11 protein-coding genes are annotated in these 17559 nt (G+C 49.1%); 3 read left to right on the top strand and 8 right to left on the bottom strand.

What is annotated here, in order from left to right; translation table 11 throughout:
- The 3 genes from sufC to QVO99_RS06750 all read left to right on the top strand — a co-directional run.
- On the top strand, positions 1-643 hold a 643-nt coding region (gene sufC / locus QVO99_RS06760), incomplete at its 5' end, for a Fe-S cluster assembly ATPase SufC (protein WP_288177025.1).
- A gap of 3 nt (positions 644-646) precedes the next feature.
- Positions 647-1990, top strand: a complete 1344-nt coding sequence (sufD, locus tag QVO99_RS06755) for a Fe-S cluster assembly protein SufD (RefSeq protein ID WP_022316845.1) — start codon at positions 647-649, stop codon at positions 1988-1990.
- Between the two features lie 44 nt (positions 1991-2034).
- Positions 2035-3249 (top strand): aminotransferase class V-fold PLP-dependent enzyme, encoded by a 1215-nt coding sequence (locus QVO99_RS06750; protein ID WP_022316844.1) that lies wholly within the window; start codon positions 2035-2037, stop codon positions 3247-3249.
- 230 nt (positions 3250-3479) lie between these two features.
- Here the strand turns inward: QVO99_RS06750 and pnp are convergent, their stop codons facing one another.
- The 8 genes from pnp to QVO99_RS06710 all read right to left on the bottom strand — a co-directional run.
- Entirely contained in the window at positions 3480-5825 is a 2346-nt protein-coding gene (gene pnp, locus QVO99_RS06745; RefSeq protein ID WP_022316843.1) for a polyribonucleotide nucleotidyltransferase, read from the bottom strand.
- A 195-nt stretch (positions 5826-6020) separates the two neighbouring features.
- Positions 6021-6896 (bottom strand): AraC family transcriptional regulator, encoded by an 876-nt coding sequence (locus QVO99_RS06740; protein ID WP_288177024.1) that lies wholly within the window; start codon positions 6894-6896, stop codon positions 6021-6023.
- Between the two features lie 236 nt (positions 6897-7132).
- Positions 7133-9343 carry a M6 family metalloprotease domain-containing protein gene (locus QVO99_RS06735; RefSeq protein ID WP_022316841.1) on the bottom strand — a complete coding sequence of 737 codons (2211 nt, stop codon included), beginning with the start codon at positions 9341-9343 and terminating at the stop codon, positions 7133-7135.
- A 216-nt stretch (positions 9344-9559) separates the two neighbouring features.
- Positions 9560-10819 (bottom strand): hypothetical protein, encoded by a 1260-nt coding sequence (locus tag QVO99_RS06730; protein ID WP_022316840.1) that lies wholly within the window; start codon positions 10817-10819, stop codon positions 9560-9562.
- A gap of 90 nt (positions 10820-10909) precedes the next feature.
- Positions 10910-12298: a DUF4302 domain-containing protein gene (locus QVO99_RS06725; RefSeq protein WP_288177023.1), complete on the bottom strand. Its 1389-nt coding sequence runs from the start codon at positions 12296-12298 to the stop codon at positions 10910-10912.
- Between the two features lie 17 nt (positions 12299-12315).
- Positions 12316-13242 (bottom strand): zinc-binding metallopeptidase, encoded by a 927-nt coding sequence (locus QVO99_RS06720; RefSeq protein ID WP_022316838.1) that lies wholly within the window; start codon positions 13240-13242, stop codon positions 12316-12318.
- A gap of 21 nt (positions 13243-13263) precedes the next feature.
- Positions 13264-14844 (bottom strand): RagB/SusD family nutrient uptake outer membrane protein, encoded by a 1581-nt coding sequence (locus QVO99_RS06715; RefSeq protein ID WP_022316837.1) that lies wholly within the window; start codon positions 14842-14844, stop codon positions 13264-13266.
- Between the two features lie 30 nt (positions 14845-14874).
- Positions 14875-17559, bottom strand: a 2685-nt coding sequence (locus QVO99_RS06710; RefSeq protein ID WP_288177022.1) for a SusC/RagA family TonB-linked outer membrane protein, incomplete at its 5' end; no start/stop codon positions are given.

Genomic DNA, 17559 nt, shown 5'->3' with positions numbered 1-17559 from the left:
GGGAAAGAGTACGCTGAGCGCCGTGCTCGTGGGCAATCCTCTCTATGAGGTTACTGAAGGCGAAGTGATTTTCAACGGCAAGAACCTGCTGGAGATGTCGCCTGAAGACCGTGCACACGAGGGACTGTTCCTCTCATTCCAGTATCCGGTGGAAATTCCGGGAGTGTCGATGAACAATTTCATGAAGGCTGCCATCAACGAAAAGCGCAAATATGAAGGCAAGGAGCCGCTGACAGCGGGCGAATTCCTCAAGCTGATGAAAGAGAAACGCAAGGTGGTGGAGCTGGACAGCAAACTGGCAAGCCGCTCTGTGAACGAGGGATTCAGCGGCGGAGAAAAGAAACGCAACGAGATTTTCCAGATGGCTATGCTCGAACCGAAACTGAGCATTCTGGACGAGACAGACTCGGGACTCGATGTTGACGCCATGCGCATCGTGGCAGAGGGCGTGAACAAGATGCACACCCCGGAGACTTCCACCATCGTCATCACACACTACGAGCGACTGCTCGACATGATAAAGCCAAGCGTTGTACACGTGCTCTACAAGGGACGCATCGTGAAGACTGAAGGACCGGAGCTCGCCAAGGAGATTGAGACCCGAGGATACGACTGGATAAAGGAAGAAATAGGAGAACTGTAAGATATGCAAAGCGAAAAACAATATATCGATCTCTACGGTGAATGCCGCGACATGCTGCGGAAACACAGCTGCGAGGTGATGAACGCCGTGAGGGACGAGGCTTTCGAGAACTTCAAGCGTCTCGGATTTCCTACGAAGAAGGTGGAAAGATACAAATACACCGACATTCCATCGCTGTTTGAACCGGACTATGGTCTGAACATCAACCGTCTGGAAATCCCGGTTGACCCTTACAAGGCTTTCAAATGCGATGTGCCGAACCTTAGCACTTCGCTATACTTCGTGGTGAACGACAGTTTCTACGACAAGGCACTGCCCAAGAAGGAACTGCCAGAGGGAGTGATCGTTGACTCTCTGGCAAGAATCGCCGCCGAGAAGCCGGAACTGATAAGCAGATACTACGCCAAGATAGCGAAGACGGAGGAGGACGGCATCACGGCGCTGAACACTATGCTGGCGCAGGACGGCCTGCTGATATACGTGCCGAAGGGCACTGTGGTGGACAGGGCGATACAGGTGATAAACATACTGAGGTCTGACGTTGACCTGATGGTGAACCGCCGGGTGCTGATCATCGTGGAAGACCGTGCTGAAATAAAACTGCTCTTCTGCGACCATGCCGCCGACGACCGCCGCTTCCTCGCCACACAGGTGATAGAGGCTTATGTGGGAGAGAATGCCGGACTTGACCTCTACTGTCTGGAGGAGACTCATGCCAAGAACGTGAGGGTGAGCAACGTGTTCATCAGCCAGCAGGCTAACAGCAGGGTGAACCACAACGTGATAACGCTGCACAATGGTACGACCCGCAACCGCACAGACCTCGTGTTCGAGGGTGAGGGTGCCGAATGCAACCTCGCCGGATGCGTGATAGCCGACAAGGACCAACACGTGGACAACAACACGCTGATTGACCACAAGGTGGGCCACTGCACAAGCAACGAGCTATACAAATATGTGCTCGACGAAAATGCCGTGGGAGCCTTTGCCGGAAAGGTGCTCGTGCGCCACGGTGCACAGCACACCACATCGCAGGAGACAAACCAGAACCTATGCACCACCAAGACGGCACGCATGTTCACGCAGCCTATACTGGAGATTTATGCCGACGACGTGAAATGTGCTCACGGCAGCACCGTGGGACAGCTCAACGACGCTGCCCTATTCTATATGCAGCAGCGCGGAATAAGCAAGAAGGAGGCTAAGCTGCTGCTGGAATTCGCCTTCATCAACGAGGTGATAGACCACATGAAACTGGAGCCGCTGCGCGACCGTCTGCACTATCTCGTGGAAAAGCGCTTCAGAGGCGAACTGAACAAATGTGAGGGCTGCAAATTGTGTAAGTAGAAGAGCCAGCTCGTCTGGCTTATGAAATAAAACTATAAACGACAATGTACGACATTAACAAGATACGCCAGGATTTCCCTATTCTGGGCCGCGAGGTGTACGGCAAGCCGCTGGTATACCTGGACAACGGCGCAACGACACAGAAGCCGCTCTGTGTGCTCGATGCGATGAGAGATGAATATCTCAACGTGAACGCCAATGTTCACCGTGGTGTCCACTACCTGTCGCAACAGGCCACCGACCTGCATGAGGCGGCACGAGAGAAGGTGAGAGCGTTTATCAACGCAAAGTCTACCAACGAGGTGATATTCACCAGAGGAACTACCGAGGCGCTGAACCTCGTGGTGTCGTCGTTTGCCGATGAGTTTATGGGCGAGGGCGACGAGGTGATAGTTTCCACTATGGAGCACCACTCCAACATCGTGCCGTGGCAGCTGCAGGCGGCAAAGAAGGGCATCTGTCTGAAGGTGATACCGATGAACGACAAGGGTGAAATCCTGATGGACGAATACAGGAAGCTCTTCAGCGAACGCACCAGGATAGTGAGCGTGGCGCATGTGAGCAACGTGCTGGGAACGATAAACCCGGTGAAGGAGATGATAAGCATAGCCCACGAACATGGTGTGCCATTTATGCTTGACGGTGCGCAGAGCGTTCCTCACTTCAAGGTGGACGTTCAGGATCTGGACTGCGACTTCATGGCGTTCAGCGGACACAAGATGTATGGTCCTACTGGTGTGGGAGTGCTCTACGGCAAGGAGGACTGGCTCGACCGCATGCCGCCATATCAGGGTGGCGGAGAGATGATAGAGAGCGTGAGCTTCGAGAAGACGGTGTTTGAGAAACTGCCGTTCAAATTTGAGGCTGGCACTCCTGACTATGTGGCGACACATGGTCTTGCCACTGCCATCGACTATCTGCAGGGCATAGGAATGGATGAGATACAGCGCCATGAGACTGAACTTACGGAGTATGCGATGAAACGGATGAGGGAGATAGAGGGCATGCGTTTCTTCGGAGAGGCTGACCACAAAGACGCCGTGGTGTCGTTCCTCGTCGGCGACATCCATCATCTCGACATGGGAACGCTGCTCGACCGCCTGGGAATTGCCGTCAGAACGGGCCATCATTGCGCTGAACCGCTTATGATACGTTTGGGCATACAAGGTACGGTAAGGGCGTCGTTCGGCCTCTACAACACAAAAGAAGAGGTTGACACGCTTGTTGAAGGCATAAAGCGTGTGAGCAGGATGTTCTGACAATTCAGAATGTTCTGACAACCAAAAGGAATCAGAATATGAAAGAAATCAGAATATAAGATAATTCAGCCTTTGAACTGTTTGAGGATTACCTCTATCAGTCACTACCATCAAGGAAAATCCCCACGATTATCCGTTACGGACATCGTGGGGATTTTCTTTATGTTAAACTCAAAACAGTCATTAGACCGTTATAAAACTATTTAATGACTGCCTGCTTGGATTTACTCTTAGTCGAGGTGATCGAGAGAGTCATTGAAGTCTTTTGGCTCACGCTCCGCCATTGGATCGTGGAAGTCGTTAGACTCATTGCTCTTGTGCTCGAAACGACGTGGCTCGCCATTGTTGAAGCGGTCGCCACGTGGACGACGCTCGCCGCGCTCCGGACGAGGACGACGCTCACCACGCTCTGGACGCGGACGGCGCTCACGTTCTACGTATCCCTCTGGTTTCGGAACGAGTACACGGTGTGAGAGCTTATACTTGCCGGTCTTAGGATCGATCTCCATGAGTTTCACCTGAATCTTGTCGCCTTCCTTCAGACCTGCCTCCTCTACTGTCTCCAGACGCTTCCAGTCGATTTCTGAGATATGGAGAAGTCCGTCCTTGCCTGGCATGATCTCTACGAAGCAGCCATAAGGCATGATAGAGCGGATAGTTCCCTCGTAAACCTCGCCGACCTCTGGGATGGCAACGATGGCACGGATTTTTGAGATTGCCTTGTCGATGCTTTCCTTGTTAGGAGCACTGACCTGAACCTTGCCCTTGCCGTCAGTCTCATCGATGGTTACTGTAGCACCCGACTCTTCCTGAATCTGCTGGATGATCTTGCCACCAGGACCGATAACGGCACCTATGAACTCCTTCGGAATATCGAATGCCTCGATACGTGGAACCTGTGGCTTGAGCTCTGCACGTGGCTCAGCGATAGTATCGGTGAGCTTGCCGAGGATGTACTCACGGCCTTCCTTAGCCTGCATGAGTGCCTTCTCAAGGATGTCAAAGCTCAGACCGTCACACTTGATATCCATCTGTGTGGCAGTAAGACCGTCCTTTGTACCGGTGGTCTTGAAGTCCATATCGCCCAAGTGGTCCTCGTCGCCGAGGATATCGCTCAGCACAGCATACTTGTCTTCTCCCGGGTTCTTGATGAGTCCCATGGCGATACCTGATACAGGCTTCTTCATAGGAACACCGGCATCCATGAGCGCCAATGTGCCGGCACATACAGTTGCCATTGATGAAGAACCGTTTGACTCAAGAATCTGAGAAACGAGACGCACTGTGTATGGATAGTCTGCTGGAATCTGTCCCTTCAGCGCACGCCATGCCAGATGACCGTGGCCAATCTCACGACGGCCTACGCCGCGCTGTGCCTTGGCTTCACCAGTACAGAATGGAGGGAAGTTATAGTGGAGGAGGAAACGCATGTAGCTCTTGTCGAGCACATCGTCAACCATCTTCTCGTCGAGCTTTGTACCGAGGGTACATGTGGTGAGCGACTGTGTCTCGCCACGTGTGAAGATAGAACTTCCGTGTGGCATTGGCAGTGGGCTGACCTCACACCATATAGGACGGATCTCGTTGGTCTTACGGCCGTCGAGGCGTATGCCCTCGTCGAGGATGCAACGGCGCATTGCGTCACGCATCACGTCGTGGTAGTATTTCTCCATGAGTGCCACCTTCTCCTCAAGCTCCTCTTCGGTGAGGTCTGCATGAGCGGCAGTGTAAGCCTCCTGGAAGTCGGCGAGGATCTTGTCGAAAGCATCCTGACGAGCCTGCTTGTCGAGAGCCTGCTTCGTAACATCGTATGCCTTTGGATAAAGCTCGTCGTTGATTTGCTTGCGCAGGTCTTCGTCGTTCACCTCATGGCAGTATTCACGCTTCACGTCGGTGCCGAGTTCCTTTGACAGTTCTGTCTGAAGCTCGCACATCGGACGGATAGCCTCCTGGGCAGCCTTCAGAGCGCCGAGCAGATCCTGCTCCGACACTTCCTTCATCTCACCCTCTACCATCATGATGTTCTCAGCAGAAGCACCTACCATGAGGTCCATGTCTGCCTCTTCCATCTGTGCGAAGGTTGGGTTGATGACATATTCGCCGTTGATGCGTGCCACACGTACTTCAGAGATTGGGCACTCGAAAGGAATATCTGAACATGCCAAGGCGCATGATGCAGCGAAACCTGCCAGAGCGTCTGGCTGGTCTACTCCGTCGGCAGAGAAAAGAATCACGTTGACATATACTTCAGCGTGGAAATCTGCTGGGAATAGTGGGCGCAATGCGCGGTCTACCAGTCGGCATGTAAGAATCTCATTGTCGCTTGCTTTGCCTTCGCGCTTTGTAAAACCGCCAGGGAAACGTCCTGCTGCGGCATACTGTTCTCTGTACTCTACCTGCAAAGGCATGAAATCTGTTCCGGGAACTGCATCTTTTGCGGCACAAACGGTGGCGAGCAAAACGGTGTTGCCCATACGGAGCACACAAGAGCCGTCAGCCTGTTTTGCCACTTTCCCGGTTTCAATGCTGATGGTTCTGCCATCAGGCAATTGAACTGTTTTCGTAATTACGTTCATCTAAAAAAACTTATTGTTTTAACAACATCTGTTATATAATATCTTATACTTGATAATTCGCACCTAATAAATCTTGGCAAAGTTAGCGAATTACTTACAATAATCGGGAAAATTGTCTGATTTATTACTTTTTTTTATGACATTAAGCCTCTGGAAAGCAAAATATTGCTGTATCAGAGGCATTTATGGGGCTTGTCAACTCTTGCGATATGCCGAAGGAGACATACCTACATGCTCCTTGAAATATTTGCCGAGGAACGACTGGTTGGGGAAATTGAGGTCTTTGGCGATTTCCTTTATGCTCTTCGACGTGTTCTTGAGCTGCACACGCAGTTCGAGGGTCACATATTTGTCTATCCATTCGTTTGGCGTGCGGTGGCTGATGGTCTTCACGGTCTCAGAGAGGTACTTGGGTGTGATGCAGAGGCGCTCGGCATACCAGGACACGCGGCGCTCGGCTCTGAAGTTCTGCTCCACCAGACGGATGAACTCTGTGAAGATAGACTCGGCACGGGTCTGCTTGCGCCTGTCGCCCTGCTGCACTCCATACATCACATGGCTGATATCATAGATCATGGCTGCCATGAGGGAACGTACCACATCTCTGCGGAAATGGTGGTCGGTGGTCTCCACTTTATGCTTTATGATACGGAGATATGTCATGAGAGTTTCCACTTCTTCGGCAGAGAGTTCGAAAACTGGATGGCTGCGGGAGAAGAGGAAGAGTGAGGAGAGGTCGTGAACGCCTTTTATCACTTCGTTGAAGAAATCTTCCGACATCATGATGGCGATGCCTGAAAGGTCGTCGCTGAACCAGCTGTTGTTGAGCACCTGTCCTTCGCTGATGATAATTACATCGTTTGCCTTGACGGTGCGTTCCTCGGTGTCTACTGTATAATGTGCTTCTCCGCCGAGACATACGGCGAGGAAAATACAGTCCATACGCTTGGGAATGCCGATAACTGGAAGTTCTTCAAAGTCGTCGAAAATCAGCAGGTCGTGCTCGATGGAGGGCCCGTTGTAAACCTGCATGGCTGACTCTACGGAAATGTGGTCTATTTCGTTTATCATAGGTGAATAGATAATCATTGGCGGTGATAAAGCCGATGATTTTGCAAATCTACAAATTATATCCGACATACGCAAGCGTTTCCAGGCATAGAAATTTCTGAAGACGCAATGGTCGGAGGATATATATACGAAAGCTCCCGCCATGGATTCCTGTTTCGGAACCAAAGCGGGAGCTGGATTATGTCATTATATGCCTGACGCCACGGAAGTGGCCACGGCGTTATAATATCAAGGAATTACTTCTTCATGAACTTCTTGCCGTTCTGGATGACGATACCCTTGTAGTCGTCACCCACCTGCTGACCGGCGAGGTTGAACATGCGGTTGTCTGCCGGCTTCTCGTCAACTATAGCATTGCTGATGCCGTTGGAACCTTGAATCAGACGATAAATCTGGAAGTCACCCTGCATACCGGTGTTGGTAGAGAAGAAGAGTCCGGTAGGACTGAAAGCGAAGTTGTTGTTGTCATATCTTGTCTTGGTGAACTGGATAGTGGCATCACCTCCTTCAATGTTGATAGAAGCGAATACGTTCTTGTCAATCTTCGTTGTAGATCCAACGCCGGAAGATGTGGCGCAGAGATATTTGTGGCCGGTAGTGTTGTAACGGATATACCAGTCTGAAGTGTTCTTGGTGAGCTTGAACTCCTGAACCATGCTGTTGCCATATAGTTTGCCGTCCTCGAACTTGGTGTAAACTGCAGTGAAGAGTGTCTTCTTGGCATCTGCTGTTGCAACGCCTGCTGCCTCATTTGCAAATACCACCACGTCGTCTGTATTAAGCTGGCTTACATCGGTAATCTTCTCATAGACACCACCATCTGCTATAGGCTCCGGCTTGGCGTTCTGGTCCTTGAAGCTGATGACGATGCTTCCGTCCGGCTGCTTCATGATGCCGTATACAGGACGGTCGTTCTCTGTGCTACCGTCAAAGTATCTATATTCTGTCTTGTAGTTCACTCCATTGCCGAAGAGTGTGTACTCACTGCCCTGGTCGTCAGAGAGCAATGCTCCATCTGCAGGAACTACCATCGCACGCTTCTTTGTCTGGTTGGTGTTTACCGAGTTATACATCCATGCTGATGGATTATAAGAGATACGGGTGAGCAGGACTCCTGAACCGGAGTCCTCTGGATACCATGTGCCGGGCTGACGGTTCTCAAAGATGAAATACTCCATGGTGTTTTTAGGATTGCGGAACATTACCGCCATATCGCCCTCTGCAGAATTAGGGTTGGCGAGAGTAACGAGACCTGACTCCGGCACTTCCTTGATGTCGAGCCATCCCATGAAGCTGCGCTCATAGGCATTGTATCCGATTGGAGCGTAGGCATAGTCTACGTATGCTCCACCGTCCATCACTGACCAATAGCCGAAAGCCGAATCGCCCTGGTAAGAATATGTCGGATCGTAGAAATCCGGCAGACCCATGGCATGACCGAACTCATGAACGAGCACTCCGATACCCATTGGCAGATACTGCTCTGTTGTTCCGTAAAGCTCATTGCCCACGAAATATGAGCTGAAGATATGTCCGCTCATGTTACCGTATGACAACGGAAGGTCGAGCTCGTGTGGCCAGATGGTGTTGTCGTCGCCACCTGTTGCCTCACCGCAACCTGCATAATATACAACTACGTTAGGAATCTTTCCATTTACCTTGAACTGGTCGAAATTGGCTCCGTTTGCTACTGCCAGCGAAACAGCCTCTTTTACCATTGCGAGTGCGTTGACATCGCCGGTTCCATGGGCACCGCCTGAGTTCTTGCCATAGTATGCGTATCCTTTAGAGAGCTGCACCTTGTCCAGCACTACGAATTCCGGAGTGAACATTCCACGGCTCTGTGCCTTGAAATAATCACGAACGGAACCTTTCTCCCATTTGTTGTCTTCAGCATATCCCTCTGCATTGAACATCTTGCTAAGTTTCTCGGTAGTCATCTCGGGCTGGAACTTGGTGTCGGTGTACTCAACCATAATTACAGGTATCTTGATGTTGCCGATTGTCGGAATAGGGCCAGTAGCGCTGGTACCGTATTTTCCGAGACCGTCAGAAGTAGACGAGCCTCCGACCTTCTGTGCGCCGGCAAGTCTTGGTCTTGCGGAAGCAAGCTTGGCGAGTGCCTGGTCTGTAGGCTTCAGCGTATTCGACTGGACGAAAGCGATTTCATCAGCTGTGCGGCTGGTGATGTCGTGAACTACAACGTCGGTAGCAACAAGGTCTGTTCCCACAAGCTTGGCATAGCAGAGTGTGCCGTCGGCATTGCGTACAACGACCTGATGGTCTTCTGTGGTGTAGAAAGCGAGATGACCGTCACCGTTCTTATAGAGCATCACGGTGGTACCATCGCTTTGTTTTACTGGAAACGCCTTGTGGATAGGGCGGATTGCCTGTGCCGACAATGCAAGAGCAAGCGACACAATGGTCAAAGCAAATGACTTTTTCATATTTTTAATTGCAAATTATTATAGATTGCGAAAATAAATTACTCGGCAATATAACATGTTCTTCATTTCAATTTACAAAGATAGCAAGAAATGAGATACGTCAAAATAATTTTAAGCAAAAATAACAAAGAAGAAGAAAAAGAGCACAAAAAAGCCCGTGACAGACGCCACGGGCAATATACTTTTGCCATTTAAGGCAAATATCAGCAAGACTGATTACTTGTTGAAGAACTTCTTGCCGCCACGGATTACCAAGCCCTTAGTATTAGCTGGAACCTCCTGACCGAAGAGGTTGTAAGTCTTAACGTTCTTTACAGAAGTCTCTGTAACGCCGTTGATTCCAGCATAACTTGGATCAGCCTTGAATACTCCCTCGTCGAGAGTGATAACATAGTTCAAGTACCAGAAACCATAAGCACTCTGCTCACCTGTTGCAGGGTCATTCCAGAAGTTTGTGAATACAGGGAATGAGTCCATAATGATCTTGTTACCAGAGAGCATACCATGAACGTAAGAAGGATCACCAGTATCAACCTCTACATAGCCTTCCTCTGCTGCAGGCTTAGTTCCGCAGATCTTGAAATATTTACCAGCTCCTTCATCCTGGATTCCAAATGGTGCTACAGAGAATGCATTCTGTGGACCTGTAAGGAGAACATTCAAATCCTTGTCAATGTCAAGAGTAGTAATAGTGCTCATACCCATACCGCTTGAAGGCTGGAACCATGCGAAACCGTAAACAGAAACGTTATTAGTATAATCCTCTACGTATGCAGCGTGAACGAAATCGTCATAAGTTCCCTGCTGACGACCCGGTCTGCTATATGAGATAACAGCATTGGCTGGCTTCAACTCGAGGCTGAAGAAGAAGTTCCAGATTGTGTTCATACCCTCGATGATATTAGCGAGAGCGCCGCCCTCCTCAACGTCGAGCAGGAGAGTACCATCCTCATCAACTGTGAATACTAATGGATCCTCAGAGAATGTGAATTGGTCACCAGAAGGAAGGAGAGTACCAACAATGAACTTATAGTCTACAGGACCCTGAGTAGTATTGCCTGAGTATCCACCGCTGTACTGAACAGGACAAGTAATTGTACCAGCAGCAGCATCATACACACCATAGAACTCAGTAGGAGCGTTCTCAGAGCAGAATTTGAACTTAGTGTTGTAAGTTGTATTAGTCTCCTCGTCTTTAACATTTACCTTCTCTACGATAACGCTGTCGCAGCTCCACTTGTCATCGAGTTCAGTGTAACCTGAAATATAAAGACCATAGATACCGTCGTGAGCGATGCGGGCAGGAGCTGCCTTCTTAGCGTTAGACTTAACGTTCTTGATAGCCTTGACAGAAGTCATGTCATCAAACTTAACGTTGTTATTCAACACTGTTTTACAGAGAGGTGTCTGCAAAACCTGTGCGCTTGCTGCGAGTGAAACCACTGCGGCGCAAGCAGATAGTAAAAATTTTCTCATAATACTAAAAATTAATTTAAATGTTTTTTTTGCTTTTTGAATAGAGTGAGCGAAACGCGGGTCTCGCCCACCCTATTGTTTATTCACTGATTATTCTTTCTCTTCCTTGTCGCGGTCGCCGAATGGGTAGCCCTTAGACTGAGCCCAAACCTTAATCACGTTAGTAGGATCGTTCAAGTCTGTCAGGATGAGGTAAGACGGATGACGTACATTGTCTGTAGTGATCTGGAATGTGTGGCCAAAGCCACCGCAGAATGGGTCGATTGCCGACATACCACCATACTTGTCATTCTTGTAATACTTCTTACCAGGGTTGTTACTCTTACCGACATTTGACTTCATCTCAACACGGTCTCCATAGTAACCACCGTTGCCATCAGAAACGGCATTGAATGTCATACCGATGATAACCTGAGACTCAGTGGCTGTAGCCATAAGTAATCCAGCAGGATACTTGTCAGAAACATAACCTACAGCAGCATAGTAGAGGCGTGCACGTTTCTTGTCATTGTCAGCCTTACCGAGCTTCTCGAAGAGAGTCTCCCACTTGCTCTGGCCGTATGTTCCCATGTCATCGTATGTGAGATACCAGAGACCACGCTTGAATGTATCGAACAATGTAGGAACCTCTGTGAAGAGCTTCACGTTCTCAACACCTGTAGCCACAAAGAAGTCCTGAGTGTCACCCTTGGTGAAACCGTTCAACTTGGTATCCTTTACAGTAACCTCCTTATAGAACTTGTATCCCTCTGGAGTTACGATGTAAGGAGCAGCAACAACCTGAACCTTGCCATCTTCGTCAGTTGTGTAGAAATTCAGACAACGATAGGTAGACTGGGTATAGATAGCGTTTTCTGTATCCTCACCCCACTGCAGAGTGTATGTACGTGAAGTCATGAACTCCTCAGCCTCGTCAACCTGCTTCATATACTCACCCCATGACATGTCAGCAGCCATCGGATACATATAGATGCGGGCGCCATGCTTCTTGCCCTTCAACTCGATCTTCTCTGCAGAAGCAGAAACGACGCGGAACTCGAAGTCACCCTCGAAACCGGTACCTGCAGTACCGAAGTCATCATTGTTAGGCTCTGCGAAGTAATGGAAGATGCTGTTATAGTCGTCGAGAGAAAGAACGACACCCATACTCTGCTCCAGCTTGAAGTGAGACTTGCAAGTCAGTGCATTTCCGTTTGCATCATAACCGGCAGCCTGACCCTTGCCAACCTTCTCGCTTGCTACAGTCACGCTGTCACCCTCGAACTTCATGAATACATTGTATCCACCGTATGTGACATCACCATAATATTCAACTCTCCATCCGTTTGGAGCCGACTCCAAAAGAGTCTTTGTCTCTGTAAGAGCTTTCTGCGCACGGTTTGCCGCGCTGTCGCTGAACACGTCGTCTACATCAGACACACATGAAGAGAACGCGAACACTCCCATGATGAAAGCCAAAAGACTTAAAATCTTCTTCATATTTTTATCCTCCTCCATTAATCAAGTTTACGTAAATCAAGGGAAGTTACCTCGTTTGAACGACGGAGAACGACAGAACGCATCGTATCCAGATCGATATTCCAGCTGTTGAGGAAATAACTTCTTACAATATCAAGCTTCTTGTTGATGATCTTTGCTCCATTCTCGCCAGCCTGTTCGATGATCTTGTTCCAACCCTCTTCAGACAGTGTTACATAGTAAGCATAGATCTCGGCGAAGTCCTCGTTGTACTCCTGGCTTGCATATCCAGAAACGAATCCCTCTGTAGCAGCATCCTTATCCTTTACGTTGACCCAGTCAGTTGAGTGGTAACCACCGGCACTGATAGTCTGGAAATCAGTTGAGTAGTTCTTGGTCTGAGTAAGGATATGGCAGAACTCATGGTGCATAGTGTGGAAGAACCAGTAGTTCAGGTCAAGAGGCTTTGTGCCCTTTGACTCGTATGGATCGGTAGAGTTCACACGAACGTTGTCGATATCAAGCTCGTTAACGCCGTAGAACATCACCTTCATACCCTGCTCTGCAGTACCGAGCACGATCTGACCGTTGGTGTCATACTTATAAGAACCAGAAAGCTGGATAACTCGTGGAGTATAGGTCTTCAGGAAGTCAGCGCCGGCTACCTCTACATAAGCTCCGAGCCACATGTGCTGCATGAGCTTTGCGATAGCGATGGCCTTGTCTGTCTGTGCAGGAGTAACGTTATAGTTCTGGTCAGCCTCCTTGTCGTTGTAGTGATAGAGGAAGTTGATGTTGAACTCCTGAACATAGTTCTTGAGCAACCAGTTATCGAATTCGGAACGCTGGATAGGATTTGTATCGAAGATGCTCTTTGAGTCAAGGTCGTCCTCACTACATCCCACGAAAGATGCAGTTGCAGCGAACATCATCAGCAGCATTCCTAAATATTTAATCTTTTTCATATTTCCAATTAATTATTTTAATCAACGTGGGTTTGCTGGCAGACCAGCCTTAATAACATCGTTTGGCAACTGAACGGCACCTCTCAAGTCACCTGTCTGGAAGACGAGTGGGTCCTCACGCTGTACGAGGTGAGAGAATGCGATACCGTAACGCTTCAAGTCAGGGAAGCGGAGTCCCTGGAAGATAGTCTCCAGACGACGCATGTGGAGGATGAGGTTAATCATGTTCTCCTGGGTTCCTGTCTCAATTTCGAATCCCTGTGGGTGAAGCTCCTTGCGGATTGTAAGGTCACTCCAGTACTCCAATGTTACAGGAGTATAGTCGAGCTGCTCCATGAACTCGTTGATCAACTCTTCTGTCATCACAGGACGAACCTCGTCACCGCTCTGAGCACGGCAGTGGTTCTCAATCCAAAGATTGATGTCGGCTACAGCCTCAGTGTACATCTTCTTGCGGGCATAAGCCTCTGCACGGCAGAGAAGAGTCTCGTCACCAGTGAAGATCGGGTCAACAATGTGGAGATAACCTGTCTGGTTGATCTTGTCGGTGATTTCCATCTGTGGCAACATCTTTGGGAACTGAACAGCAGTGCTGCTACCGTACATCATGTTAGCATAGTAGAGCAGTGCCTTCTGTGCGTCAGTACCTGAACCCTGGCCCCAAGGAGCCTTAGCCCAGAATGTACCGTAAGAGCAAACGCTCTGGTTGTGCTGGAAACGTGGATATACAGGGTAGATTACCATGTAACCCTCAGCAGAGTAAGAAGCCAACAGCATGAGGTTAGCCTTCTCGCCAGACTGGATATACTTGTTACCGATATCCTGAGCACCGAACTGAGTGTACTGCTCGAAGTCACGCAGTACAGAACGTGGGTCAGAGCCGAGAACCTCGTTAGCATACGCGATACACTTGTCCATATTGTTGTAATACAGGTTGAAGCGAGCTGCGAATGCGTAAGCAGCCTTTCTGTTGAAGTGATACTTAGGAACAGTGTAGATAGACTCATCAATCTTTGGAAGTGCTTCCTCGATATCCTTGTCGATGTTTGCATAGAGCTGACGGAGAGTTCCGCGGTCATACTGTCCGCCGATGAACTTGGCAGGCTCTTTCGGATAAGGAAGACCCATATACTCATCAGCCTTAGACTCGTCCCAAGCCATACAGAAAGTAGTGGCGAGCTGGAACATAGAGTAAGCACGGATCATCTTAGCCTCAGCCTCTACAGCTGCAGACTCCGCAGTAGGAGTAACCTGTCCGAGATACTCGAGCGCCTGGTTGGCAGTAGCCACCGACTTGTAGAGCTCGTTCCATACAAAATATGGAGAGTCGTTACCAGTATCGTCAACGTCCTCGAAGCGATACAGCTCGTCCTTCAACGGAGTAGAAGCATAAGAAGTACCGTTGTCAGAAACGTTGTCCGACATAAGCTCCATAATGGTATTGTTGTTTCCCTGAGGGTATGCAGACGTAAGCAGCTCTTTAACCTGGCTTACCGTCTTCACCTCTGCGCGGTCGTCTGGCAGTCTGTCGAGATAGTCATTACAAGAAGTAAGTGACATTGCGCAAAGCGCCGACACCGCTAAATACTTTATATATTTCATATTATAATCTTATTAATGTATACTAATTGATTAGATACCAAGACGCAATGTGAATGTGAACTGCTTAGACATAGGTGCTGCAACACCACCGGCATTGAAGAACTCAGGGTCCTGACCGTTCAGCTTGTCGTCGCAATAGATCAAGAAGAGGTTTGTAGCCTGCAGCTTAGCGCTTGCGCTTGTAAGACCGATCTTGCTAATCCACTTGAGAGGGAAGTCGTATGCGAGAGAAATCTCCTTCATACGGATGAAGTCACCCTTTGCAACGCGCTCTGTAGAGAGGTTGTATGCGTTGTAAGCTCTGTTCAGATATGTATCGCTCTGGATTGTTCTGAGGTCGGCGATAGCTGGGATAGTAGTTCTCAGCTCGTCTCCAGGAACCACCCATCTGTTCTTGAACTCCTTAGGCATAGCCGAGAGGTCAGAATATGAGTAAGCGAATGATGGGTCAAGACGTGTAACGTTACCGAACGAGTATGTCATGAAGATGTTCAGGTGCCAGTTCTTGTAAGAGAACACGTTACCGAGAGATCCGGTGATTGTAGGATCTGTAGGACCCTCATACTTCAGATGAGACAGGTCGTAAGACTGGAAGTCGATGTCGCTTGTAGTGATCTCGCCCTTCTCGTTTACGAATGTTGGGAGACCAGAGTTGTTCAGGCCCTTGAAGTCCATAGAGAACAAAGCTCTGTAAGGATAGCCCTTCATTGTAAATCCGTTACCGTAGATAAGGTCGTAGATACGTGTCTGAGCGTCGAGGTCAGTCACACGGCTCTTTGTGTGAGAGAAGATGAAGTCAGTAGACCATGTGAAGTCCTTGGTCACGATGTTACGTGTACTGAGTGTGAACTCCTCACCATGAGACTTCATGGATGCTACGTTGGCATAGTTGAGGATAGAACCCTCTACACCAGTTGTACGCTTCGGACCGATGAGGTCGTAGTTGTTACGAGTATACCAGTCGAACGAGAAGTTGATTCTGTTGTTGAGGAAACCGAGGTCGATACCGAGGTTGAGCTCGTGCTTCTTCTCGTATGTCAGGTCAGGGTTAGCGAAGCTGTTGATCTGCAGACCAGACTCCTTGTCAACAGTGTAAGGACGCCATACGTTGTAGCTACCGATGATTACGTTAGCATTTGTGATGGCAGGCTTGTCACCGGTCAGAGAGTAACTTGCCTTAACAGTAGCGTGAGAGAGAACCTTGTTCAGTTTCTCGAACCATGTCTCCTCATGAGCGTTCCATGCTCCAGAGATGTTCCATGTAGGCAACCAGCGGGCGCTTGCAGCCTTACCCAGACGGTTAGAACCCTCGTAGCGTACAGTACCGTTGATTGTATAACGGCCCTTCCAAGAATATGTAGCAGTACCGAAGAAAGAAACCTCACGGCTGTAGCCGTTGCCTACAGAGTAGTACATTGAGTTCTCCTCGCTTGCCTGCTTGAAGTAGCGGTAGTCGTAGCTTCCGAGCAGACCATTGCCGAAGTTCATACCGACACCGTTGAAGTATGTGCTGTTACGGTCAACGTTGTTGATCTCCATACCACCATATACGTTGATGATGTGGTCGTCTTTGATAACGTCGTTATAAGATGCTGTAGCACGGAAGTCCCAGCTGTTCATCTTATACTTTGTCTCCTGGTAGAAACCACCAGATGGCAATACTGTGATAGGCAGTGAGTTTGCGCTGTCCGGGTCTTTGTACAACCATGAGTTGTTATCACGGATTGTAGCGTCGTCCATAGCACGGAATGCAAGTGCCTGGTTAGAGTTCTCGGTGATTGTCTGCACCTGTGTGGTGGTAGAGAACTTGTAAGCACCCAAAACAGAGAGTTCCACAGTACGTATTGGCTTGTACTTGAGTTCAGCCTGGAGTTTGATGTCAACAACGTCGAAGTTGAGGTAGTTGTTGTCGAGCTCGTGGAAGATGTTGAACGGAGCGTAGTTTCTCTGATACTCTGCATTTGGATCGAGAGTACGAGAGCTGTTCAAAGCGTAAGAATATGGGTTGATGTCGAAGTTACGCGACACGTCACCGGTCACACCGTTGATACCGTTTGAGTTTGTGGTACCAGGAGCCTGCTGCTTACGATAAGCTGCATTACCGATCATGTTCAAAGAAACCTTCTTGCTGATGTTGTACAGAGCGTTGATGTTAGAAGTATAACGCTTAACGTTGCTCTTCTTGTACCAACCTGGATCATCCATGAAGCTGAATGAAGCATAGTACTGAGCCTTCTCTGTACCAGAACTCATACTGATAGAGTGGTTCATCGAAATCGAGTTGTTGAACAACAGGTCGAACCAGTCAGTGTTGCGATACTCAGCCTGCTGGAGGTAAGCGTTCATAGCCTCTGGAGTGTTGTCGAGACCGAACTTGCCAGTTGCAGGGTCGTACTGGTTCATGAGGTGGTACATATTACCGAACACACCTGAGTTGCTTGCGCGGTATGAGCTTACGAACGAGAAGAAACCGTTGTTCTGCATCTCCTTGAATATACCCATCTGCTCCTGAGAGTTCATGATGTTGAACTCCTTGTAGCTTGGCTTCAGGCGATAAGAGAACTCACCGGTATAGCTGATCTTAGAGGTACCTGCCTTACCACGCTTTGTGGTAACAACGATCACACCAGCCATGGCGCGTGCACCATAGATAGATGTAGCGGAACCGTCCTTCAGGATCTGGAAGCTTTCGATATCGTCAGAGTTCAGACCAGC

The organism is Prevotella sp. CAG:592 (assembly GCF_000436015.1).
Taxonomy (GTDB): Bacteria; Bacteroidota; Bacteroidia; order Bacteroidales; family Bacteroidaceae; genus Prevotella; species Prevotella pectinovora.
Note: the sequence above shows the minus strand (reverse complement) of the source record. Positions and strands in the feature narration are given on the sequence as shown.